The sequence below is a fragment of the Nostoc foliaceum FACHB-393 genome, from assembly GCF_014698505.1.
GTDB classification, from domain to species: domain Bacteria; phylum Cyanobacteriota; class Cyanobacteriia; order Cyanobacteriales; family Nostocaceae; genus Nostoc; species Nostoc foliaceum_A.
The window spans coordinates 14,680-37,696 of sequence record NZ_JACJTD010000020.1 but is presented as its reverse complement, the minus strand read 5'-3'; the positions used below and the strand labels follow the sequence as shown (position 1 = coordinate 37,696).

Below are 23,017 nucleotides of genomic sequence, written 5' to 3'. Positions count from 1 at the left end.
AATAAGAGAAAGAATTATGACGGCATTTGAACCCAAGAGCCTCCGTTCTTATAGCCAAGAAGATGTCCAACAAATTCTGCACTTAGCGATCGCTCGTCAAGCTAATGACAAAGATACAGAATTTTCTTATGAGCAGATATTAGAAATTGCTGCTGAGTTAGAAATTTCACCTGATTCTTTAAAGTTAGCAGAACGCGATTGGTTAGTACAACAGGGTCAAGTTCAACAGCGAAAGGCTTTTGACGCTTACCGCATCAGAAGATTTCAGAAGCGTCTAGGGAATTATACAATTTTCAATGGCTTTTTTATACTACTCAATTTAATCACTGGTGGCGGAATTTCTTGGTCGCTTTATATTTTGCTATTCAGTGGATTGCCTGTAGGGCTGGATGTCTGGAATACCTTTCAAATCAAAGGCGAAGAGTATGAAATGGCATTCCAGAAGTGGAATCGTAAGCATGAGATTAAGAAAACCATCAGCACAGTTTTGAATAAGTGGTTTAAGGTATTACAGGCTTAGTAAACTTGCTTGCGTAGGGATCTTGACCTTTTTTAATTAAAAGTTAAAAATTAAAAATTGAAAAGAAGAATAATTTTTATTTTTAATTAATTTGGGGTACAAGCCCCCACTGATAGCGCAGCGTAAAGCCTTCTCTACGAGAGGCTATGCCAACGCTTAGAGCGACGTAGGAGCGTCTTGCAATTTTTAATTAATAATTTTCAATTTTTAATTGGAGCGTTCGCGCAGCGTCTCGTAGAAAAACTCGTTGTAGACATCACTAATTCAAAGAAAAACCCCGCAGGAGAATCGGGGTAACATTTACCGCAACATTTGTTGTCTAATACCACTGAAAGAAAATCTGAATAAACACAGCAATTATTAGGAGTAAAATTAATATTATCTGATTGGCTGAAGTATTCTTTCTGTCTTTATACGGATATGACGGTCTATCAATAGCCTGAAAGATGATTTTATCTAGAGTAGTTTTCAGATAACACTAGGTGAAACATCAAATAATGTGTTTAATTTGTAAAAGATTTAGAGAAGCCAGGTATAACCTGGCTTGAAAACCGAGATTTATTCTTAGAACAAATAGTAACAGACCTATATCACAATACCAATAGATATGAAACAGCATCTATAAGAAAAACCGAGGAAGGCAACAAGTCGAAAATTACGGCAAGTCTTTTTAAGGTAGGTTGGGGGGATCTTCCAGGGCAAAATATCACTAACACCAAGCGTATTGAGGTAAAAGCGCACAGCTACCTGTGCGCCTCTATTGTATTATTTAAGTTTTTCGTGAGCAGCCAAAATAATTTTTTCAGTTTCTTCCCAGCCAATACATTTATCAGTTACAGAAATACCATATTTTAATTCTTCTTGTTTACCAGTAATTGGTTGACTACCTTCATACAAATGAGATTCCAGCATCATGCCAACTATTGATGTATTACCATCTACTATTTGCTGAACAATATTTTCTAAAACAGCACCTTGTAATTTGTAATCTTTATTGGTATTGCCGTGGCTACAGTCAATAACAATTCTCGGTGGTAAATTCGCCTGTTTTAACTTCTCTTCTACCAGTTTGACATTTGCTGCATCAAAGTTGGGTTGACTACCACCCCTTAAAATTACGTGACCGTAGCCATTACCTTTAGTTTGAAAAACGCTGACTTGTCCGTTTTGATTAATTCCCAGAAAATTATGCGGGTTTCCAGCAGATTGGAGGGCATTCAAAGCTACTTGAATATTGCCGTCAGTACCGTTTTTAAAACCCACAGGCATCGAAAGTCCACTTGCCATTTCGCGGTGAGTTTGTGATTCGGTCGTGCGTGCTCCAATGGCAGACCATGTAATCAGTTCACTAATGTATTGAGGTATGATTGGATCTAGTGCTTCTGTACCAGCAGGTAATCCCAATTCTGTAATTTTTAATAATAGATCCCGTGCAATTAATAACCCATTCTCTACATGGAAAGAATCATCCATATCTGGATCGTTAATTAACCCTTTCCAGCCTACGGTTGTTCTTGGTTTTTCAAAGTACACTCGCATAATTAGTAGCAGCTTATCCTGGACTTGCCCGGCTAATCTTTTCAACTTTTCAGAATATTCGAGCGCTGCTTTTGGATCGTGAATTGAGCATGGGCCAACTACTATAAATTTTCTGCGATCCTCAAAATCCAGAATCTGTTCTATTTCTTGCCTATATGCTAAAACTCTTTGTTCGGCTAATTGTGTTAAAGGTAATTTTGATTTGATTTCATTGGGAGTTAATAAAATGCGATCGTTCTCAATGTTAGCGTTGTCGATATTAGTATTAAATAATTTATTGTGCATGGGGATGCTCTGGCAATTTTATATACACACTTCAACTAAAAAGTGTAACATAAACCCATGAAATTTTAAAATAGCTTCTTTTTTACTTGACAAATTTCTAACTAGACTGTAGATGAGTAAGGTAATAACTGAAAAAGGGGAAATAGCTTTCCCCTTTTTCTTTGCTATTGAACTAGTGCTTCAGTGGTAGTGTATATGATTACTGCCATACAAACACTTTGGCTTCGTATGGCCCCAAGTCAGTTATAATTCCATCATCACCGGCTTCGACATCATAATTACCTGTCCACTCGTGCCATGTACCAGCGCTAGGAAAGTTAGGAACGTGATAGTCAGCTAGGAAGTTTTCTGAGAAATTTGCTATTACGACTACACGAGAACCTTCATCATTCCAACGAGTATAAGCTAATACTTTTGCCTCTGGATTTTCGTGGATAAAATCAATATTTTCTGTGTAAAGGGCATGATTGCTTTTACGCAGGTTGGTTAAGCCTTTGTATGATTCAAATAAACTACGATTTAAATCATTACCTAACAGCGTCCAATCGATTTTGGATGATTCAGGTTGTTTCGGTTTATACTCTCCAAATTCCTCTCCCATCCAAATCAAAGGTACACCAACAGCAGTCATTAGGATGGCTACTCCTAATTTAACCCGCCGAAAGGCTTCTTCGTCAAAAATCTCACGGTTTCCCAATTCAACCATGACATGGTTATGGTCATGGTTGGTAAGGTAATTTACTACGTTGGTGGCACCCAAAAAGCCTTGGCGCTTGCAGTCAATGACATCTTTTAGACGGTCTAAATCAAATGTATCACCGCAGATATGTTCTAGAATGCAGTGATAAAAACTGTCATGCCAGCAACCATCCATTGGCCCATCTACATTGGTAATGCTGGTAGTTTCAGGAATGTGTTCTGCAACGTTATAAAAAGGCTTCGTGCCAGCAGTTTTTTTAGCCTCCTGAACAATCCAGTGCATGAAGTCGTAGTTAGCAATTTGCCGCGCCGCATCATAGCGAATACCATCAAGATGATATTCCTCAATCCAGAAACGGATTGTTTCACCAATAAATTTCCGCGCTGGATGAATATCTAAATTTTCGTCATAATGTTCGTAATTAAACTCAGGGCCCCAGTTATTATCAGGGTCACGAGGTTCATGATGATACCAATAATCGTGGTCAATTTGTGTTAAGGGAGCAGATGCTTCTGAGTGGTTATAAATACCATCAATAATTACACGAATACCTCTGCCATGACACTCATCAATCAATTTTTTCAACTCAGCAGTAGAACCATAACTAGATTCTGTTGCAAAGAAGTGGCGGGGGTTATAACCCCAACTATAATCACCAGGATATTCTTTAAGTGGCATCAACTCAATAGCGTTGATTCCTAGTTCGCACAAATAATCTAACTTTTCAATAACGTGTTTGTACTTGCCTCTTGCATAAGGATCATCCTCACCACCAGAAAAGTCACCGACGTGCAATTCATAAATTACCAATTCGTGGTCAGCAGGTAAAGGTTTATCATCATTTTGCCAAACATAGGTATCAGTAATTCTTTCACCATCTTTGACCCGGATAACACTATCATCTTTTCCACTCAGTTCATCTATATCAGTTGCATAGGGGTCTGTAACATCAACCCATTGTTCTGGTTCAAAAAACCATGAATTAGACTGGACACGAAATTTATATTTATAAGTGCCGTCTTCTAGTTCAACACTTGTGCGAAAATAACCATCATCACCTTTTTCCATTGGAATTTCTTGCCAATCAGAAAAAGAACCAATTAATGCGGCTCCTTTGTTGTAAGGTGCAAATAAATTAAATTCAATTGGCTTTGCCATAGAAGTGTTTGTAATATCAAGGGTTAATAGAAGTATTCTCTGATGCTTAATTAAATTTGCAAATCGCTCTAGAGAAAGAATTATGTAGCCAGTGCTTCTATCTTCAGGATGAATTTATAAATACTTTATAAAAATTAATTATTATTGGCTACTTTTGACTGTTTATAGGATTTTTAACTAATATTCTAGATTATATTTATTAATGAATTTTCTGGCTGTATTACTAAAACTGAAAGGTTTTTATGAATTTATTAAATAGCAGATATTCGGTAAAAAAATATATTTATTGCTAAATACCTGCTGTATAAGATTACTCAATTTTGCCGCTAGTTTGTTGTAGATAACTTAACAACCAACTTGCCGCCGTTGCTCTGCGAGTTTGCCGAGGCCCAAATTCACCAATTTTGTAACCTTTGAAACCGAGCTTTTCTTTTAGCATTTGTTTGTTTTCAGCAGGAATGGAACGAGTCAACTTGACTGTTGCAGGGCGAGATTCAATGAAATTTGGTGGTTGTGGGTACTCATCTTGCCATTCTGGTGCAACTTGGCTATTGTCCCATTGTGCACTTGAGGAATCATAGCGATAGCCTAAACAATGCCATAGCAACTGGTTGACTGTAGCATCATCAAGTTTATCGTCAAGAATTGCCCAAATTGTTTCTGTATTGAGTGGTGGCAGGTTAGACATAAGCAATTCATAATTCAAAGTTGAAAAACTGACTACTGTTTAATTAAATGCACAACAGTTAGTAGCTAGTGAAAAACACTTTATCACTACTCTGCTACACTCCCAAAGATAGGGGTGATTTTATTTTTATTTACACCTGCTGGAAGATTTATCCACCACAAGCATTAGACAAACTACTAAAGTGACCCTGAATAAAGAGATTCGCCAACTCAGGAGGAAAATTATGGGAATAGGAGATATGTTCAGGAATATAGCCGGTGGCAAGCAAAAACGACGTGATGAAGAGTGGGATAATCGCGATCGCCAGTACAGAAATAACAGTGACGAAGACGAAGATAGCCAGTACAGACATGGCGGTGACGATGACAATGACCGTGAGTACAGACATCGCAGCGATGACGATGATGAAGACGAAGACCGCGAGTACAGATATCGCGGCGATGAAGATGAAGACGAAGACTGAGATTAATTTCGCGAGTTGGAGTTAAAAACAGGTTGTGTATACACAAACTAGGTAGACTGGAAATCGTAAAGATTAGACCAGTCTATGCAGAATTCCACAGCACTGCCAAAGATCATCCGCGCCCATGTATTCATTTCTGGCCGAGTCCAAGGAGTGGGCTATCGCTATTCCACTGTGGATACAGCTAGCCAGTTGGGATTAACTGGTTGGGTGCGGAATCTCCCCGATAATCGAGTAGAGGCAGTTTTTGAAGGGGCGCGAGAGGTTGTAGATGACATGGTTCGCTGGTGTCACTCTGGGCCACCTGCTGCTGTAGTTAAAGATGTTGTGGTTGAGTATGAGGTACCAGAAGGGTTACGGGGATTTGAAGTTAAGCGGGTTGAGTAATTTGTAATTCGTAATGACGTTCCTACGTCGCTAACGTAATCGTAATTTTAGCCCCTGTAGGTTCGTGGGGTTTTTCCTGTCCATCGTTTGAAGGCGCGGTGGAATGCACTCGGTTCAGAAAAGCCGAGCAGAAAAGCAACATCATGTATTGGAGTATCTGTTTTTTTTAGGTGTCGTAGTGCTAATTCTTTGGCGCAGGATGTCAATTCCAGATCCCGCAGACAGCATACCTTGAGAGTATGAACAACGCGAAAGGAATTTTTCAAAATGATATCTGCAAAACTAGGCACTCACTCTGCTAACGTAACCTTGACCACAGACTCAAATGGAGAACAAATTGAGAACCCGGTGACAGGCGATCGCATGACGATTCTTTGCTCAACTAATGATACCAATGGGGAGTATGTAAAATTCCAGTTTGAGCTGCCACCCGGTTCGCAAGGTAGCCCGCTGCACTATCACGATACTAAGACAGAAATCTTTGAGGTTTTAAGTGGCTCACTAGAGATGGAAGTTGGTGAGAAAGGAAATATCAAAGTATTGCAGCCGGGAGAAGTCTTGCAGATACCTGCTAATGTGTATCATAGTTTCCGCAATGGACTTTAGGCGTAGGTATAGCAATGCTGAAATCTTCTCTTTTCAAACCTTGGGTTGCTTGGCTTGGTTTAGCAACAATACCCTTTTGGTTGATTGGACAAAGTGAACTAATCGCAACAGTTATTCCAACCACACCTATATGGAAACTTACTTCCATTGGTTTTATAATTTGGGAGATTTGGCTAATTGTAATTGGGGTATTTCTGTTAAATATTTCTACTAAAAGAATAGCTCTCACTAGCTAATTATTAGTAGCTTGATTACGGTATCTGTAAATACAGCTAACCAGTCATGAAGCTATAGCTTTTGATTTAGTTGACCCGTCCAAAGGTAAGCTCCAATCTTAGAATACTCCTGAAATCCGATGCGGCGATATACATTTACCCCCATTTGCGAGGCTTGTAATGTTGCTACATGGTATCCAAGGGCATAAGCTCTGTGCAGTGCAGTTAGTACTAGTGCTTTTGCGAATCCCTTTCCTCTTGCTTCTGGCATTGTTGCAACAACGTAGATACCTGCTACTTGTGGATCTAGATACAATGCTGATATTACAACGGGCAAACCTTTCCACCAGCCAATAAAACGGATATATTCTTTGGAATTTATTCCCAAACTTAACTCTAAATCATAATAGGGATTATATTCGGAATCAGGAATTTCAAAGCCCACCATTGCAACTCGCACCCAATGCTTCAGGGTTTCCTGATCTTTAACCTGTGCGATCGCCAAATCTTCTACCACAAACAACTCCTCAGGTAAAGTCGATAAATCAATCGCCATCACAGGAAATTCACCTGAATTGCTTAATCCGTGGGCTTCTAAATACTTTCCTAAATCCGGTGGCTGAGTTGCTGTTTCTATCCACCAAAACATTGGCAGCTGCTGGGCAGTAAAGTAGTTGAGAGTTTCGGTGATGGTAGCATCGATTTGGTCAGGCTGGAGTTGGGCACGGCAAACACCGTTAAAAAAGGGAAAAGAAATGTCGGTAGAAAAACGAATCAGGTTAGATCCACAGTTGAGTTGGTGATGTGGTGCATGGCCATAGTTCGTCAAGAATGCAAACATATTGTTTTCGAGTACTCTCACTAAGTCAGGTGTCGATAAATCTTTTAAAATCTGGTTCACCTTCAAACTCCTAGTACAGAATTACACGAGTCAAAAGAGGCAGGGGAGCAGGCGGCAGCGAGTAAGGGGGAAAACTGAGACGGAAGCGACTACTCCGCCCCAGTAAGAGCGCCCTTTATGGCGGGGCTTCATACCCATGTTCCACTCCGCTCCACGGCTTTGGGACTCTTCTCTTGCTCCCCCTGCTAAGAGCAAAGCGCCCCTCCGCTTCTTCGGTGAGCCTAACATTTTTAGCTAGACTAAGTAAGTCGGCGCAATAAAAGCAAACTAAACTATGTAAATAAAAGTAAATAAAGCTCAAACTCTTTCTCTCCCTGCTCCCTGCCCCCTGCCTTATTGCAACAATAATTATTTACGCCGACTTACTTACGGGGGGTATATTTTTGTCCCTAAATACTAATCCACAACCAAAACAGCCGAACCTTCAATTTTCCCACTACGAAGGGCATCCAGAGCCTCATTTGCCTGAGTTAAGGGAAAAACATTTACCTCTGTACGAATCGGAACTTTGGGAGCTAAAGTCAGAAATTCTTCTCCATCTCTGCGAGTCAAATTAGCAACAGACCGCAACACCCTTTCTTCCCAAAGAATGTCATAGGGAAAAGAGGGAATATCACTCATGTGAATCCCTGCACAAACTACGACACCGCCTTTGGCTACTGCACGCAAAGCAGTGGGGACTAAATTTCCTACAGGAGCAAAAATAATCGCTGCATCCAAAGGTTCTGGAGGCAATACATCTGAGTTACCTGCCCAAGTTGCACCCAATTGACGGGCAAACTCTTGTCCTTTAAGATCGCCAGAACGAGTAAAGGCAAAGACTTGACGTTTCTGATAACAAGCCAGTTGTATCAAAATGTGAGCAGCTGAACCAAAGCCATAAAAACCTATTTTTTGTGCATCACCAGCCATTCTGTAAGCGCGATAACCAATTAAGCCACCGCACAACAGGGGTGCAGCTTGCAAATCAGGATAGCTAGGGTCTAGGGGAAAACAAAAGCGGTAATCGGCTACAGTGTACTCGGCAAAACCACCGTTAAGATTGTAACCAGTGAATTCGGCATAATCGCAAAGATTTTCCCGATTAGAGAGACAGTAGGGGCAGCGATCGCCACAAGTATAACCGAGCCAAGGAACACCAACTCGTTGACCTATACTAAATTTATCAACGCTTTCCCCCATTGCCTCTACAGTACCTACAATTTGATGCCCAAGTACCAAAGGTAATTTGGGATGCGTCAATTCTCCATCAACTATATGCAAATCTGTGCGGCAGACAGCACAAGCATGAACGCGAATCAGTACTTGCTCAGAATTGGGTTTTGGCTGTGGCAATTGGGCTAACCGTAGGGGTTGGCGTGGTGCTTCCAAAATCATCGCACGCATAAGCAATTCAAATTTTTTTAACTAAGTGGTGGCAACTAACCTGGCTGCCAAGGTGATATCAGAATACGCGGTTAACTATATGGTAAGAACTTGAGAAAGGAACTTACTGCCACTGATCTAAAATATCTTTAAATAACACCTCTTCTATCCAGGTCTTAGTAACTACTGCCAGTGGTATTGCCATTAGTAGTCCCAAAGCTCCAAAAAGAGTCACGAAGACAATTTGCGCCGTCAGGGTGACAGCAGGTAATAGTGCCACCTGTCTTGCCATGACGGTTGGGGTGAGCCAGTAGCTTTCAATATTTTGAATTACGATGTATAAAATTATTACTGCCCCGGCTTTCCAAGGTGCATCGAGAAAAGCGATCGCCATTGGCAATACTACACTCAAAGTTGGGCCAATATTCGGAATAAAGTTGAGTAACCCTGCTAAAACTGCATGAGCTAGTACCAATGGTACTTGTAAAATCCATAGCCCTAATCCACTGAGTAGGCCAATAAATACCATTTCAATCAAAGCACCGATTGTCCAACCGCCCAAACCTTCTGCACAAAGGGAGAGAATTTCTTTAACTCTCGAACGGTAAAAGGCAGGGAATAAGCGGACAAAAGCTCTCCGGTAAGGGCGCGGGTTAGCAAGTAGCATTAAAGTCAGAACTATAACTAACAAAAGTTCTAATATTGCAGTTACAGAGGTTGAGAAAAGAGCGATCGCCTGTTGTAATAGATTTGTAGCCCAAGGTTGTAGTTGTTCAATAAAATTATTGATGTCAGGAATCTCTGGTAAATAGATTTCTAGAATGCGTTTTTCTAACCAGTTGATAGCCCGTTGAATTTGATCTATTCCAGTTGGTAAAAGCACTATTAATTCCCGAAACTGTTGGATAAATGGCGGCACAATCAAAAAGAAAACGCCAACTAGCAGTGTTATGACAATACTTACACTCAGCCAAACCGCCCAAATCCGTTTGATTCCAAACTGCTGAAACCACAAAACCAGTTGATTAATCGCCACTGCCAATACTACAGCAGTAAACAACAGTAACACTAACTGCCGAATTTGCCAGAAGATGTAGAGCGAAACAATTAGTCCCAGCAACCCCAAGTATTGCCCTAATTTCATCTTGTCTTTCTCCTATGCTGCTTGGGCTTTTGTTTCCACCAAATTCCAATAAAACCAATGACAGCCGCTATGCTAATTAACACCAAAGGATTGAAGGCAATTACAAAACTAGCACCCGGCTCATACTGCCAACGCAATAACCAAAATGTGTCATTACCAATAACAAAAGAAGGCACTCTCAGAAAGCTGAACAATACAAGCAGCAACAAATTCATCGCGCTCAAGAAAAAGAATGCTGATAAAGTGACTTTTAACCAAAACCAGAAAATGGTATAGGATTTTTGTTTTGACATATACCAATACAGTTATTGAATACCGTAATTACAACTAAATTACGCCAAGCTTTTTTAACTAGTATCCTGCTATTTATAGCCTACTTCTTAAATGTGAATATCAGGTGAGAGCAAATCTAAAAATTGTTTTTTAGATTTTATACTTTAGGCTTGAAGTAGTTAATCACTTTTCAATCACATTTATTTTTTATAATTTTGATGTTTACGTAACGACCAAATGGGGAACGCTCAGACTTTACTCTCCCAATGTCCAAACTTGAGGCGAACAATATGACAGCAACATCTGAAGAAATTATGCAGCCACAGCAATGGCACAATCTAGTTGAATCGAAGGTGGCTCGGCATTTAAACACAAATCTAGAAACAGGTCTGACTTCAGATGAGGTCACAAAACGACGAGAACGTTTTGGTTCTAATGAACTCAAGGGCAAAGCTGGAACAAGCCCAATATTAAGGTTTTTGTTGCAATTTAACCAACCTTTGTTGTACATTTTGCTGATTGCGGGTGCAATCAAAGCTTTAATCGGACAGTGGGTAAATGCTTGGGTAATTTGGGGTGTAACCCTGATTAACGCCATTATTGGTTTTATTCAAGAATCGAAAGCAGAAAGTGCGATCGCAGCCTTAGCTTCTTCAGTACAAACTAACGCAACTATCCTTCGCAACGGTCAAAAGGTACAGGTTCCATCAGCAGATTTAGTACCTGGGGATTTGGTGCTACTAGCTTCTGGAGATAAAGTACCAGCCGATTTGCGTCTTGTACGAGCCAAGAATCTGCAAGTGAATGAATCAGCACTTACAGGTGAGTCAGTCGCTATTGAAAAAAATACCCAGCCCCTGGATGCAGATGCACCTTTGGCAGAACGTACTAACATGGCTTATGCGGGTAGCTTTGTCACCTTTGGTACTGCTAGAGGGATTGTGGTGGCGATTGGAGAAGCTACGGAAACCGGGCGGATTTCCCAACTCATCGAGCAAGGAACCAGCCTGAAAACTCCCTTAACTCGGAAATTTGATAAATTTAGCCGTACCTTGCTGTACATCATTTTGGGTATAGCTGCGCTGACTTTTGCAGTCGGGCTGGGATATGGCAACTTATGGGCAGCAATGTTTGAAGCTGCTGTTGCTTTTGCTGTGAGTGCAATTCCTGAAGGCTTGCCTGCTGTAGTTACGGTAACACTAGCGATAGGTGTTTCCCGCATGGCTCGACGACATGCGATCGTTCGCAAATTGCCAGCAGTTGAAACTCTCGGCGGTGCTACAGTCATTTGCTCTGATAAAACTGGCACTCTGACCGAAAATCAGATGACTGTACAAGCAATTCATTCCGGAGGTAAAAACTATACAGTTACAGGTGGAGGCTATGTTCCAGAGGGAGAAATTTTGTTCGATGAACAGCCAGTGGATTTGCAGAATTCTCCTGTTTTGGAAGAATGCCTGAAAGCTGGATTGTTATGCAATGATTCTCATTTGGAGACAAAAGACGGGCAGTGGCAGGTTGTTGGTGATCCCACAGAGGGAGGTTTGATAGTTGTTGCGAATAAAGTTGGCATGACTAGTAGCAACTTAGAAGAAGAAATGCCCAGGCTGGATATTATCCCGTTTGAGTCTGAGTTTCAATACATGGCAACTTTGCATGAAGGAGGGAGTAGGGAAAATTCTTCACGAGTTAGAACTATCTATGTTAAAGGTTCGGTAGAATCCATCCTCAAACGTTGTCAGCAGATGTTGGATGCTGAGGGAAACCTTGCCCGCATAAATGCAGAAACTGTACATCAAGAAGTTGATGCAATGGCTAATCAGGGTTTACGGGTGCTAGCTTTTGCGAAGAAATCTGCATCGGCGGCTCAAGATTCCCTCGATCATGCAGATATCGAAAAAGATTTGGTTTTTTTGGGATTACAAGGGATGATTGATCCACCCAGAACAGAAGCGATCGCAGCGGTGGAAGCATGTCAAAATGCAGGTATCCAAGTCAAAATGATTACAGGCGATCATGCGATCACTGCACGAGCGATCGCTGAACGTATGGGCTTCAATAAAAATGGTGAAGTTCTGGCTTTCACAGGCGCTGAACTTGCCCAAATGGATAAATCAGAACTGGCGACGGCTATAGAAGATGGGGCAGTATTTGCCCGTGTTGCCCCAGAACAAAAACTCCGCATTGTGGAAGCCCTTCAATCTAAAGGAGAGGTTGTGGCAATGACAGGAGATGGTGTCAATGACGCACCAGCCCTAAAACAAGCAGATATTGGGATTGCAATGGGGGGCGCGGGTACTGAGGTAGCCAAAGAAGCCTCAGACATGATTTTGACCGATGATAACTTTGCCTCCATAGAAGCTGCGGTTGAGGAAGGGCGGACTGTTTACCGAAATTTGCTCAAAGCGATCGCCTTTATCCTACCTGTTAATGGTGGCGAATCAATGACAATTTTAATTAGTGTACTGCTAGCCAGAGAATTGCCCATTTTATCTTTACAAGTTTTGTGGCTAAATATGGTTAATTCCATTGCGATGACTGTACCTTTAGCCTTTGAGCCAAAGTCTGAAAGGGTGATGCAAAAATCACCGCGCAGCCCCCGCGAACCATTACTTTCTAAAAGTTTAGTTAAGCGGATTCTGGTAATTTCTATCTTTAACTGGATTTTGATTTTTGGTGTATTTGAATGGATACGACAAACTACAGGAAATATAGATTTATCTCGAACAATGGCAATTCAAGCTTTAGTCGCTGGTAGAATTTTTTATCTTTTAAGTATTAGTCAATTAGGAATTGCCCTAATTAATCAACTTCGGGGAGTTAGACAGACAGTAAGCGATGCCTCAGCAATTGGAATTGGCATAGCTTGTACAATAGTTTTGCAGATAATTTTCAGTCAGTGGAATTTAATGAATAACTTATTTTCTACTGCTCCACTGAATTTAAATCAATGGTTAATTTGTTTTCTTGTCGGTTTACCAATGGTTGTAGTAGCAAATCTAGTAAATCGCTTCGACCCTATTGATTGAATGAACTCTGAGGAATTTGAACAACCCGCCACTCCTGAATACCCCAACGCCTCAGAACTGGTTCGGCACAACGGATATCATCTTCTGTGCCTTCTATCGTTACCAAATAATTCCCTTGAAATACTCGGTCGTTATAAAGTTTCGCGGCTTCTTCGGGAAGAAACCACCCTCGAAGTGCGCCAACCAGACCACCAGCTGCTGCACTAGCTCCACTTCCTAAAAGAGTTACTAAAAAAGACTCTACAGCTAATGCTGGGCCAAACCCAGGAATTAGTAACACACCTAAACCAGCCACCAAAGTAAGTAAACCACCAGTCCTAGCACCTGCTAATGCACCCATTGTTGCACCTTCAGATGGAGTAATATTATTTTCGCTCGTGTCGGTATCATCAAGTTGCTCATCTAGCTTGGGATTTTTGGTGATTACAGAAATCTTATTCATGGGAAAGCCACTATTTCTCAACTCATCGAGCGCCTGTAATGCACCTTGCTTTTGAGAAAATATACCAATTGCATGTTGGAGTTGATCTGAAGCCATTTTACCTCTCAAAAGTATTAATGAACTGAGGAATGCGGATTAAATAACACTCGTATTTTATTCTCATCCCTTACTGGGTTTTCGTCTTTGCCTGATTTATCTTCAGTGTTAACAATAAATGTGACTAGAATGTGATAATCAAAAATATCAAGATTACTTTAAAGGAAGATAGATTTGTAAATTTGTCCCTTCTTTGACTACACTTTTGAGACTAATATGACCGCCATGAGATTGGATTATTTGTTGAGCAATAGCTAACCCTAAACCAAATCCCCCAGTTTTGCGAGAGCGTTTCTTATCTACTCGATAAAATCGCTCAAATATATATGGCAAATCATTTTCGGGAATCCCAATTCCATTATCTATAACTTGAATTACAGCCGAATGGGACTGAGTAAATAACTGCAACTGCACTTGACCACCAGCAGGAGTATATTTACAAGCATTACTAACTAAATTTACAACTGCTTGCCGGAGCAAGTTAACATCACCAAATACAGTTACACTGTTATTAGGCAATTTGGAAATCAAACTAAGATGTTGTGCATCTTGGTGTGTAATATAATCATTTGTTATTTGCACAAGTAAACTCTTGAGGTCAACTTCTTGTAGCAATTCGGTGGGTAATTGACCTTGAGAACGTGCTAGAAACAACAGATTATTCACCAGAGTACTCATTGACTGGCCGATATCAAAAATCTTTTGGAAGCGTTGACGCTGCACCTCAAGATCGGTAGATTTAGACAGAAAGCCAAACTGAGCATTGCTAATAATTGCTGTCAAAGGCGATCGCAATTCATGGGAAGCATCAGCTGTAAACCGTTGAAGGTGATCGTAGCTGTGGCGAATTGGTTGCATCGCTAGTCCTCCCAACCACCAACCAGTCAGGGCAATTGCACCCAAGGTAATGGGCACTGAGATCGCCAAAACTAGCCGAAATTCAGCTAAAGCACTTTCAAGAGATGTGATTGGCATCGCTGCTTGCATGTAACCAATTAATAAACCATCCTGGTAAACAGGCAAAGTTACCTGACGCAGCCATACTTTATCATCGGTCTTGATAGTATCAAATCCACCTAGTACTGAAAGGCGATCGCTTGGAGTCGCACCAAAAAATTGTACTAGTTGCTTTTGGTCATCATACCAACTTGCATACACTAGTTGACTATCTGCCAATGGTTGTACCATACTCCCCAACAATGGTACATGTTCCAAGTCTAGCTGTCGCCGACCATTGTACAGTTCTGACTTCACATTCGCTGCCATCACACTGGTTTTTTTATAAAGTAATCTATCCAGTTCCTCTAACTCATCTATGACTTCCACATAGTAAACTACCGCCGCAAAAGCAATCAGAATACCACCCATTGTTAGGGTGAACCAACTTGCGAGATTGCGACGGCTACGATTAAACATAAATTGTCATTGGTCATTGAAGAAAAAATTTAAAATCTAAAATTGGGTGGCTCCTAATATCATGTCCGGTAAAAGACTTATCATTAAGACCGCATTTCTCGCTGGGGGCAGGGAGCAGGGGGAAAGAGAGTTTTAAGATTTTTGCATAGATGCCCTGAATAATAACTAATTAAGCGGACATGATATAACTCCTAACTTTATTCTTGTGGATTTAAACGATAACCCATGCCGTAAACTGTTTTAATCCAGTCTGCTGCACCCAATACTTGCAAGCGCTGCCGCAACTTGCGTACTAGCACGGTTAAAGCATTGCTTTCTGGTTCCATACCCCACTCCCACAATGCTTCTTCAATCTGGTTACGGTTTAAAACCTGATTAGGGTGACGCATCAAGTATTCTAATAGTTTGGCTTCACGAGGAGATAATTCTACTTTTACGTGACTTCGTTCTACATTTAATTCAGCTAAATACAATTGCAAATCCGCTACCCGCAGGCTATCTCCCTGCCAATTGGGGACTCTCCGCCCCAAAGCACGTACCCGCGCCAAGAGTTCCACCAAGTCTGCGGGTTTGACTAAATAATCATCTGCTCCCGCATCTAAACCCATAACTTTATCAGGCGTGGTGTCTTTAGCAGTCAACATCAACACAGGTGCAGTCTTACCAGAGAGACGATACTGGCGACACAGACTCAACCCGCTAATTGTCGGTAACATCCAGTCTATAATCAAGAGATCGTAATCTTTTTCGGAAATCAACCACTGGGCAATTTCCCCATCTTCCGCAGCATCTACAATATATCCGGCTTCGGATAAAATACCTTGTAATGGCTCTAATTGTTCAAAATCATCTTCTACTAGTAATATCCGCATAAAACCTTTCGATGTCAAGTCATTCCATGAAAATTGCCAGCACTACTTAATAAGAATAAAGCTAATTTTTCCTTATATCTTATATAAGTACTATCCCAATTTGAGATTTGAAATTGTTCTACCATAAGACATATTATGTATGCGTCAATAGGTAGTTTTCGGTGTTTATAACTTTGCCAATATCAGACTAGTTTATATTGTATATAAATTAATAATTTAAAATTTATGCCTTATTTACGACCACAAATTTTACTACTTATTTTATCTTTACTATTGTTGGTAAATTCCTTTTGGACTGGTGGCGATTTGTTAACAAAGCAATTATTAGGATTCTCTTACAGGACGCTGGATAAGTTGCAAGCAGATACACTCCCGCAGGTGAAGCTCACACTGAATTTTAGAGTGATTGATCTGAAAATAGAGCAAGAGCAAAAAATTACTCAAGTTAAGATTAAAACGGATAATTCTGTGCTTAAAAGGTTAGAGTTAGAGTTCACTCATTCAAATTTTTCAGAAGTAGCGATCGCACAAGAATTGGGATTAGATCCTCAAGAAAAAAAGCTAGAACTTAATCAACAAATGCAGGTACAGATTCCGGTGAGCTTGAAAGTAATCAAAGCTGAAATTCAAAAAGAGCAAGGAATTAGCTTTGTTGAGGTTAGAACCGCCAACAATGCTTTGATCAAGTTGGATTTTGTGATACCAGTAACTGAGATTAATATGGTAGAAGCAATGACTGCTCAATTACTAAATTTGTCTCCTGAAGAAGTCAGAAAACTAATCCGTTATCAAGTCAGAAATCAATCTTGGTTTAAATCACAACCCAAACAACGCATACAAACAAAGAAAGCCGCTAAAACTGAGATAATTTCAAATACTAATTGAAATGACACAGGAGCTAAAGCAAATCCCCAAACCAGAGAAATTGTCCCAGCTACCATCGCCGCAATGCGATTAATTTCGTCTTTAGTCCTCCAAGCTAAGAAGAAAGTCCCTAAACCAATTAATAATAAGACTACACTACTCATAAAGATATTCACTTAAGTAAGTGGCCAAGAATAAATCATACTATTTTAAGCAATGTAAATTTGATTAAATTAGCTAGTAGTAAAAGCTTCAACCCTTACTACAAACCTTTAATTATTCACGCCTACTTACTTCCTCTGCGAAAGGAATGCAAGGATTTTAGATTTTTCCCTAGTTTAACTAATTCGCCGTAAGCCCCCCACTGAATTCTGTTCGGACTAGCCCTTTCAAGCTGATTCGTAAAATAAGATCATTTTTCTCAGCGCTCTCTGTGTCTCTGCGGTTTCAAAGAAACCGCAGAGACACAGATATGGCGGTTCCCATTCAGATGCGGTACAACATTACACCACGATGTGTACGGCAGTGCCGTGCCCCTACGGGTATACCTCACGTAAACAAGAACCGCCATAACACAGAGAGAAGAGGTTAAAGAGGAATTTATAGACCAATACGGTTTAGTTAGCGCCAAAAGCCTTAAACTGCGTAGGTTGGGGAGCCATTGCGTTGGGCGGGTTTCCCGACTTGTTCGCTTTTAGCGTTCCCGCAGGGTAGCAAGTGGCGTTTGAGTAACGAAACCCAACATTTCCGTGGCTTTGTTGGGTTGCGCTTTGCTTAACCCAAGCATATTGAGAGTCGCCAAATTCCCCACTTCACCAAGGATTGCCAACCATTGTGAATCCAGCCCAATAATAAGGATGGGTAAGTAATTGCTCCCCTTCATCAACACTGTTAGCAGGTAAAGGCAAGCTCCCAGCTACTCCCAAACCTTGCACTTGGCCATCCTTTACGTAAATCTGTCCTTTAGCCATACCTACCTGAGCAAGTCTTAGAGCTTCTGCCTTAATAGAAGATGTCCTCAAGTTCTCATAAAATTTCGTCATCAACGCTGCTGTACCAGCATCGTTGACCGACCAAAGACTGGCAACAGTAGTTTTCACACCTGCCAGCACTGCTAAACCCGCAAATCCCAGTTCGGACTCTTCATCCCCCAAGGCTGTTCTACAAGCACTCAGCACCAGCATTTCAACTTCGGGTTCATTCAAGCGCAACTGTCGTAGTTGGTTCAAGCGTAACTTGTCTTCCCACAGTTGAATATAGGAATTACTCAAAGTACCAGCAGCAAAATCGGCATGGGTTGCCATGTGAATAATCCCAAAAGGTTGTTGGCGGCGGATAGTTTTGAGATTTTCTAAGGTGGCTTGCTTGTCCAACAATAATTTGCCTTGCCAGAGTTTAGACACCAGTGTTGATAACTCAAGGGGGACTGCTGGTAAAGGCTCTTGTCCCTGAGTACTTTGAGAAACCCCCAGCGCTAAGATTTGAGCTTTTTTAATGTCTTTATAAAGGGTGTTAGTCAAGCTCAGACTGGGCATCAAACCAATGCTGTATTTTTCTACTAGAAACCCCTTACCATCGTGAAGTGCTGCTATTGGGGTTGAACGTAACCCAATATCTGGTAAAAAGACCAGATTGTTGATTTCTCTTGCCTGTAAATCTGCCTCTAGTGGTGCAATAATCCAGCGATAAAGTTGTTGAGATGAACGCAAATAACCGGTGCGGCGACGATTTTGTGGACTAACTATTTGGTTGCGAAATTCCTCAGCTACTTGGAGAACTTTGGCTCTGGTCGTTTCTGGGATGCGCTTGCGGATGGGGTCACCTTTTCCAGTTACTACCACTAACTCTAGTTGATCGCTACCCTGCTCTGCTATGGTATTCAACTGTTTAGTAAATTTTTTAGTTTTACCTAAATTTTCCTCTGGTAGAATCTCCACGGGGACAAAGCTGGTGTAAATAAATGCAGGTTTGGCACCAGTCGCTTCTTCTATTTTGCGAGCAATTTCTTTGGCATCATCTAGTGTTTTAGTTTTAGGAGTGGGTATGCCTAAATGGTCGACAAAATCATCTGTGAAATTCCCTTCGGGAGTGGGATTGGTATCAAGAACGGGGTTATCAATATTAGGATTATTGGTGCCAGGGTCAATCGGTTTACCTGGTGGATTGCACTGGAATGTACAGGGGGCAGGAGTCGGAGTAAAAGTTGGAGTAGGAGTCGGAGTAAAAGTCGGGGTAGGAATCGTGGTAGGAGTTTGACTGACGTTGATTCCTACCTGTACAGGTGCAGAAGAGGAAACGCCATCATTTGCACTAATTACAAAGGCATTGAGTGAGCCATTAGTATCTGCCGGGGGTGTGTACACCAAAGTATCGCCGCTAGATAAGGTAGTAACACCAGGGATAACGGGAAGACCATTGACAGTGAGATTTCCTGTATTCACCACATCAACCTGAATGGAGGTGATGTCATTATTAGTATCGAGAACCAGTGCAGCCAAACTAGAGAATGTTAAGGTTACTGCTTGATTGGTCTGGGTATTGGGTAGCGATGAGTTTGCCGTTAATGTAGGAGGCGCGTTGACGGAAGTAATGGTGATATCCGTTGGAGTGCCGCTAGCATCTCCACCAGTGGGCAAGACTGGAAAGCTGTTTGAAGCAACGATAGAATTGTCGCCTGTATTAATTGACCCTGCTGTGCCATTGACACTCCCATCACCTACAGTAAATGGCACATTGTTTGGGCCACCATCGTGTCGAATTCTGATAGTACCTTCCGCAGAAGGAGTAGATTGAACGTTTGGAGTTGTAGCGATCGTGACACCTGTATCGATATCATCGACAATAATCGTCCCTATTCCTTGAACTAGTCCGTTTGTCAGTATTTGGATATTACCACCTTGAAGGGTATTAGCATCACCAAAGTCCGTTGTCGCCTGTGCGTTGATGCTGCTAAAGCGAATTGTGCTGCCAAAGTTATTGGTGGTTTGTAAAGTAACGTTACCACCTGTAGCACTTGCATCACCATCCACTCCGGTAGCAGTTGCTGAGGCATCAATAGCGCCATTAACGATGATATTATCTCTGGCAGTCAAAGTGACTGCGCCAGCCGTGCCGGTAAATTCGCCACCTCCAAACTTGACTAAAGACGAGTTAATTCCCCCTGTGGTGATACTGCCGCCTGTGCTTGTTGCGATTACATCGCCACCCCTACCTGATTCACTAGCATCATTTGAAAAAGAATTAATTGTACCTGTGAGGATATTGCCTGCGGCACTCAAACTTACTGTTCCCGCATCCGTAATAATATTACTACCATATCCAAATCCAAAAAACCCTTGATTATTGCTAGTGTCTAGGTTATTTAGGGTAATTCCACCACTTGTGCTTTGGACTGTAATATTACCTGCGGACGAGTAACCCTGACCACTGGCAATAATGTTGCCCGCAGTAATGTCGCCAGTTGCAGACAAGGTTACATTGCCGCTATTGTCATTAGCTGTACTTGTATTTAGATTTCCCAGCGATAAGCTAGCTCCTGAAATGTTAATGGCTCCCCCGGTTGTCTGGATTGTGTTGGTGGGATCAACAAAGTTTACAGAACCGCTTTGTGAAGTCAGGCTGAAGCTACCGCTATTACCCAAATTTAAAGTAGCGACACCATCGGTAGTCACTCCAGGCGTAGCTCCTGTGATGTCATTAATGGTAATATTTCCTGTAGCCTGTAAGTCGATATTTGCACCGAATCCCAAAGCTGCGATCGCACCCCAAGAAACAGTGTTAGCTCCAATATCTGGAGCGTCAAAGGCAATATTGCCAGCTGTGGCATCAAAACTACCCACTCCACCATCGATAATTGTCAATGTGCTGGGGTCTAATAATAAAGTGCCAAAGCTACCATTGGGGGCTGAAGTATCTACCAAACCGTTGAAAGTCAAGAAATTTTTGCCTGATACTTCTACAAAACCACCATTCCCAGCATTTGCTCCTCCACGAGCCGAAATATTACCAAAAAACTGGGTTGTATCGTTACCCCAAACAATGACGCGTCCGCCGTTTCCATTCAAATTGCTATCGGCTGCAATGACGGACTTGGAGTCAACATAAGTCTGATCTGCGTTTGGTAAAGTCCCATTACCTTGGTAATCACCGCCAATTAGCACTGTACCGCCACCATTGTTTCCAGAGGCGTTAATATTGGCATCAATCACTCCAACTCGTTTACCCAAAGCAGTTACTGTCCCGCCTGTTTGACTCGATACATCCACAATGCCCGAAACAATCGTTGTCCCTGGAGTTGTAGGAATTGTGACATTAGAGCCTGTCAATTTTACAGTCCCATCAGGGTTAGCAGTTAATCCTGTGTCAGTGTTACCAACTGTGAGCAATTCCGGTAAAGATGCAATGGGAATTGTCCAGTTATTAGGTTGGTTGCTACTAGAGGCGAGGGGCTGAATTTCCAGACTCAACAGATTTCCTGGCTGACTGAGACGCACCCAATTTTCCCCTGGTACGGATGTGATAGTAATCTGTCCCCCCGGTGCCGAAAGTTGCCCAGTGTTTACAACCGTACCGCCTAATAAATTCAAATTTTGCCCAGCACCTACAGCCAAATTTCCAGCATTTGCGATCGCTCCTGGCTGGTTGGTACTAAAAGCAAATCCGTTGGGGTTTCCAACTAAAGCAGTGTAGTCATTAATACCAATAGCGTTGAACCAACTGCTGCCAAAACCAATACCATTGGCTGTTGTCGCCGTGAAAGCACTAGGCACATTTAAGCTGGCATTTGATCCAAAAATAAATCCGGCTGGATTCATCAAGAATAGGTTAGGATTGCCACCTGTTACCTGAATTAAGCCATTAATAATCGAGGGATTCCCGCCTGTGATCCGACCAAGAATATTTTGCAGCGCCGGACTGGCTTGAAAGTTGGCGATTTGTTCTGGTGAAATCCCAAATTGTTGAAAACTATGGAAGAGGTTTACACCATCTCCTGAAGTTGTACCGCCGGTGATATCAAGTCGGTTGCCGTTGGGTGTAACAATTGTGTTTGTGCCATCAGTAGCAGGGACAATTTGTTGTGCTTGGGCTAATCCCGAACTCATCGCTACAATAGCTAGCACTGAAGCGGCGATGCTGGGCACTAGAGGTTTTTTACGACGCAATATGAAGCGACCTGCTGGCAATTCTACATCGATTTCTAACTTGTCTGCTAATCCGCGTCTCCAAAGTGCTTGAGCGATCGCTCGCTTAGAGCAGAGGATTTGTTCTGTTCTTTTGGTAGTAGAGATGCTTTGAGAATGAATCCGGTAGAGGTAAAGTGGCTCTGGAACACGGCGCACTTGAGCTACTTCTGAAAGTCGCAGACATAGGTCATAATCTTGGGCACAACGGAACGACTTGTTAACACCTCCCACCCGGTCATAAACCGACCGCCGAATCAGGCGGAAGTGAAACGTCATGAAGTTGACTAAAAGACCTTCTTGAGAGTAGGGAATGCCACAGCGATGACCGTAACCGATCACTTTACTGTCTCGATCAATATTTAAGTAATCGGTGTAAACAAATCCTGTTTCTGGATGGCTGTTAAGGACTTGAGCAGTTTGGGCAAGGGCGGTGGGGACTAGGATATCATCACTGTCTACGATACCGATGTAAGCGCCACTAGTTTGCTTGATTGCTGCTTTAAGTGCCGCAGTAAGCCCTTGATGGTGTGCTTGGACTACCCGTACTCGCCCATCTTGTTGAGCATATTCTTTGGCGATCGCCACTGATCCATCTGTGGAGCCATCATCCCAAATCAGTAGCTCAAAGTCTTGCCATGTCTGTGCTAAGACGCTGGCGATCGCTTCTTGAAGGTAAGCCTCCCGATTGTAATTGACGATGACAATGGAGATCAGTGGTGACATCGAAGTAATCCCAAGTTTTCTACCTGCTTACCAGAATATAATGTTAAGGGCTTTTACTTAGTAATGATTGCTGTTTATTATCTTTTAGTTACAAATTTTCTTAAATTTGAATGTCAAAAATATGATATTCAAATACTCATGCACCCGT

19 protein-coding genes are annotated in these 23,017 nt (G+C 41.7%); 7 read left to right on the top strand and 12 right to left on the bottom strand.

Annotated features, from left to right (window positions below; genetic code table 11):
- The first annotated feature begins 16 nt into the window (after positions 1-16).
- Positions 17-520 carry a 2TM domain-containing protein gene (locus H6G92_RS17645; RefSeq protein ID WP_190894943.1) on the top strand — a complete coding sequence of 168 codons (504 nt, stop codon included), beginning with the start codon at positions 17-19 and terminating at the stop codon, positions 518-520.
- 765 nt (positions 521-1,285) lie between these two features.
- On the opposite strand, the gene H6G92_RS17640 is transcribed toward H6G92_RS17645, so the two are convergent.
- The 3 genes from H6G92_RS17640 to H6G92_RS17630 form a co-directional block, all read right to left on the bottom strand.
- Positions 1,286-2,344, bottom strand: a complete 1,059-nt coding sequence (locus H6G92_RS17640; RefSeq protein WP_190894942.1) for a 3-deoxy-7-phosphoheptulonate synthase — start codon at positions 2,342-2,344, stop codon at positions 1,286-1,288.
- Positions 2,345-2,543: 199 nt separating this feature from the next.
- The gene (locus H6G92_RS17635; RefSeq protein WP_190894941.1) at positions 2,544-4,202 is read right to left on the bottom strand and encodes an alpha-amylase family glycosyl hydrolase; all 1,659 of its coding nucleotides are present in this window, start codon (positions 4,200-4,202) and stop codon (positions 2,544-2,546) included.
- A 310-nt stretch (positions 4,203-4,512) separates the two neighbouring features.
- The gene (locus H6G92_RS17630; RefSeq protein WP_190894940.1) at positions 4,513-4,890 is read right to left on the bottom strand and encodes a DUF1823 family protein; all 378 of its coding nucleotides are present in this window, start codon (positions 4,888-4,890) and stop codon (positions 4,513-4,515) included.
- Positions 4,891-5,128: 238 nt separating this feature from the next.
- On the opposite strand from H6G92_RS17630, the gene H6G92_RS17625 reads away from it, so the two are divergent.
- Together H6G92_RS17625 and H6G92_RS17620 are read left to right on the top strand one after the other, a co-directional pair.
- Positions 5,129-5,353 (top strand): polyribonucleotide nucleotidyltransferase, encoded by a 225-nt coding sequence (locus H6G92_RS17625; RefSeq protein WP_242059183.1) that lies wholly within the window; start codon positions 5,129-5,131, stop codon positions 5,351-5,353.
- An 84-nt stretch (positions 5,354-5,437) separates the two neighbouring features.
- Positions 5,438-5,740: an acylphosphatase gene (locus tag H6G92_RS17620; RefSeq protein ID WP_190894938.1), complete on the top strand. Its 303-nt coding sequence runs from the start codon at positions 5,438-5,440 to the stop codon at positions 5,738-5,740.
- Between the two features lie 47 nt (positions 5,741-5,787).
- Here the strand turns inward: H6G92_RS17620 and H6G92_RS17615 are convergent, their stop codons facing one another.
- Positions 5,788-6,006 (bottom strand): helix-turn-helix domain-containing protein, encoded by a 219-nt coding sequence (locus H6G92_RS17615; RefSeq protein WP_242059178.1) that lies wholly within the window; start codon positions 6,004-6,006, stop codon positions 5,788-5,790.
- A gap of 1 nt (position 6,007) precedes the next feature.
- On the opposite strand from H6G92_RS17615, the gene H6G92_RS17610 reads away from it, so the two are divergent.
- Together H6G92_RS17610 and H6G92_RS17605 are read left to right on the top strand one after the other, a co-directional pair.
- On the top strand, positions 6,008-6,346 hold the full coding sequence (locus H6G92_RS17610) for a cupin domain-containing protein (protein ID WP_190894937.1): 339 nt from the start codon (positions 6,008-6,010) through the stop codon (positions 6,344-6,346).
- A 14-nt stretch (positions 6,347-6,360) separates the two neighbouring features.
- A complete protein-coding gene (locus H6G92_RS17605; protein WP_190894936.1) occupies positions 6,361-6,582 on the top strand; it encodes a hypothetical protein in 222 nt (73 codons plus the stop codon).
- 52 nt (positions 6,583-6,634) lie between these two features.
- Here the strand turns inward: H6G92_RS17605 and H6G92_RS40875 are convergent, their stop codons facing one another.
- The 4 genes from H6G92_RS40875 to H6G92_RS17585 form a co-directional block, all read right to left on the bottom strand.
- Positions 6,635-7,462: a GNAT family N-acetyltransferase gene (locus tag H6G92_RS40875; RefSeq protein WP_190894935.1), complete on the bottom strand. Its 828-nt coding sequence runs from the start codon at positions 7,460-7,462 to the stop codon at positions 6,635-6,637.
- Positions 7,463-7,858: 396 nt separating this feature from the next.
- Positions 7,859-8,848, bottom strand: a complete 990-nt coding sequence (locus H6G92_RS17595; RefSeq protein WP_190894934.1) for a zinc-dependent alcohol dehydrogenase family protein — start codon at positions 8,846-8,848, stop codon at positions 7,859-7,861.
- A gap of 103 nt (positions 8,849-8,951) precedes the next feature.
- Positions 8,952-9,971 carry an AI-2E family transporter gene (locus H6G92_RS17590; RefSeq protein WP_190894933.1) on the bottom strand — a complete coding sequence of 340 codons (1,020 nt, stop codon included), beginning with the start codon at positions 9,969-9,971 and terminating at the stop codon, positions 8,952-8,954.
- Positions 9,968-10,264: a hypothetical protein gene (locus H6G92_RS17585; RefSeq protein ID WP_190894932.1), complete on the bottom strand. Its 297-nt coding sequence runs from the start codon at positions 10,262-10,264 to the stop codon at positions 9,968-9,970. Before H6G92_RS17585 ends, H6G92_RS17590 begins: the two co-directional genes overlap by 4 nt.
- Before the next feature lie 270 nt (positions 10,265-10,534).
- On the opposite strand from H6G92_RS17585, the gene H6G92_RS17580 reads away from it, so the two are divergent.
- A complete protein-coding gene (locus tag H6G92_RS17580; RefSeq protein ID WP_190894931.1) occupies positions 10,535-13,273 on the top strand; it encodes a cation-transporting P-type ATPase in 2,739 nt (912 codons plus the stop codon).
- On the opposite strand, the gene H6G92_RS17575 is transcribed toward H6G92_RS17580, so the two are convergent.
- The 3 genes from H6G92_RS17575 to H6G92_RS17565 form a co-directional block, all read right to left on the bottom strand.
- The gene (locus H6G92_RS17575) at positions 13,263-13,811 is read right to left on the bottom strand and encodes a general stress protein (RefSeq protein WP_190894930.1); all 549 of its coding nucleotides are present in this window, start codon (positions 13,809-13,811) and stop codon (positions 13,263-13,265) included. The genes H6G92_RS17580 and H6G92_RS17575 overlap by 11 nt on opposite strands.
- 153 nt (positions 13,812-13,964) lie before the next feature.
- Entirely contained in the window at positions 13,965-15,227 is a 1,263-nt protein-coding gene (locus tag H6G92_RS17570; protein ID WP_190894929.1) for a sensor histidine kinase, read from the bottom strand.
- A 197-nt stretch (positions 15,228-15,424) separates the two neighbouring features.
- Positions 15,425-16,099: a response regulator transcription factor gene (locus H6G92_RS17565; protein ID WP_190894928.1), complete on the bottom strand. Its 675-nt coding sequence runs from the start codon at positions 16,097-16,099 to the stop codon at positions 15,425-15,427.
- Between the two features lie 225 nt (positions 16,100-16,324).
- Between H6G92_RS17565 and H6G92_RS17560 the strand changes: the two genes are divergently transcribed.
- The gene (locus tag H6G92_RS17560; RefSeq protein ID WP_242059176.1) at positions 16,325-16,984 is read left to right on the top strand and encodes a hypothetical protein; all 660 of its coding nucleotides are present in this window, start codon (positions 16,325-16,327) and stop codon (positions 16,982-16,984) included.
- A gap of 791 nt (positions 16,985-17,775) precedes the next feature.
- Here the strand turns inward: H6G92_RS17560 and H6G92_RS17555 are convergent.
- Positions 17,776-22,869, bottom strand: a complete 5,094-nt coding sequence (locus tag H6G92_RS17555) for a CHAT domain-containing protein (protein ID WP_190894927.1) — start codon at positions 22,867-22,869, stop codon at positions 17,776-17,778.
- Positions 22,870-23,017: the final 148 nt, after the last annotated feature.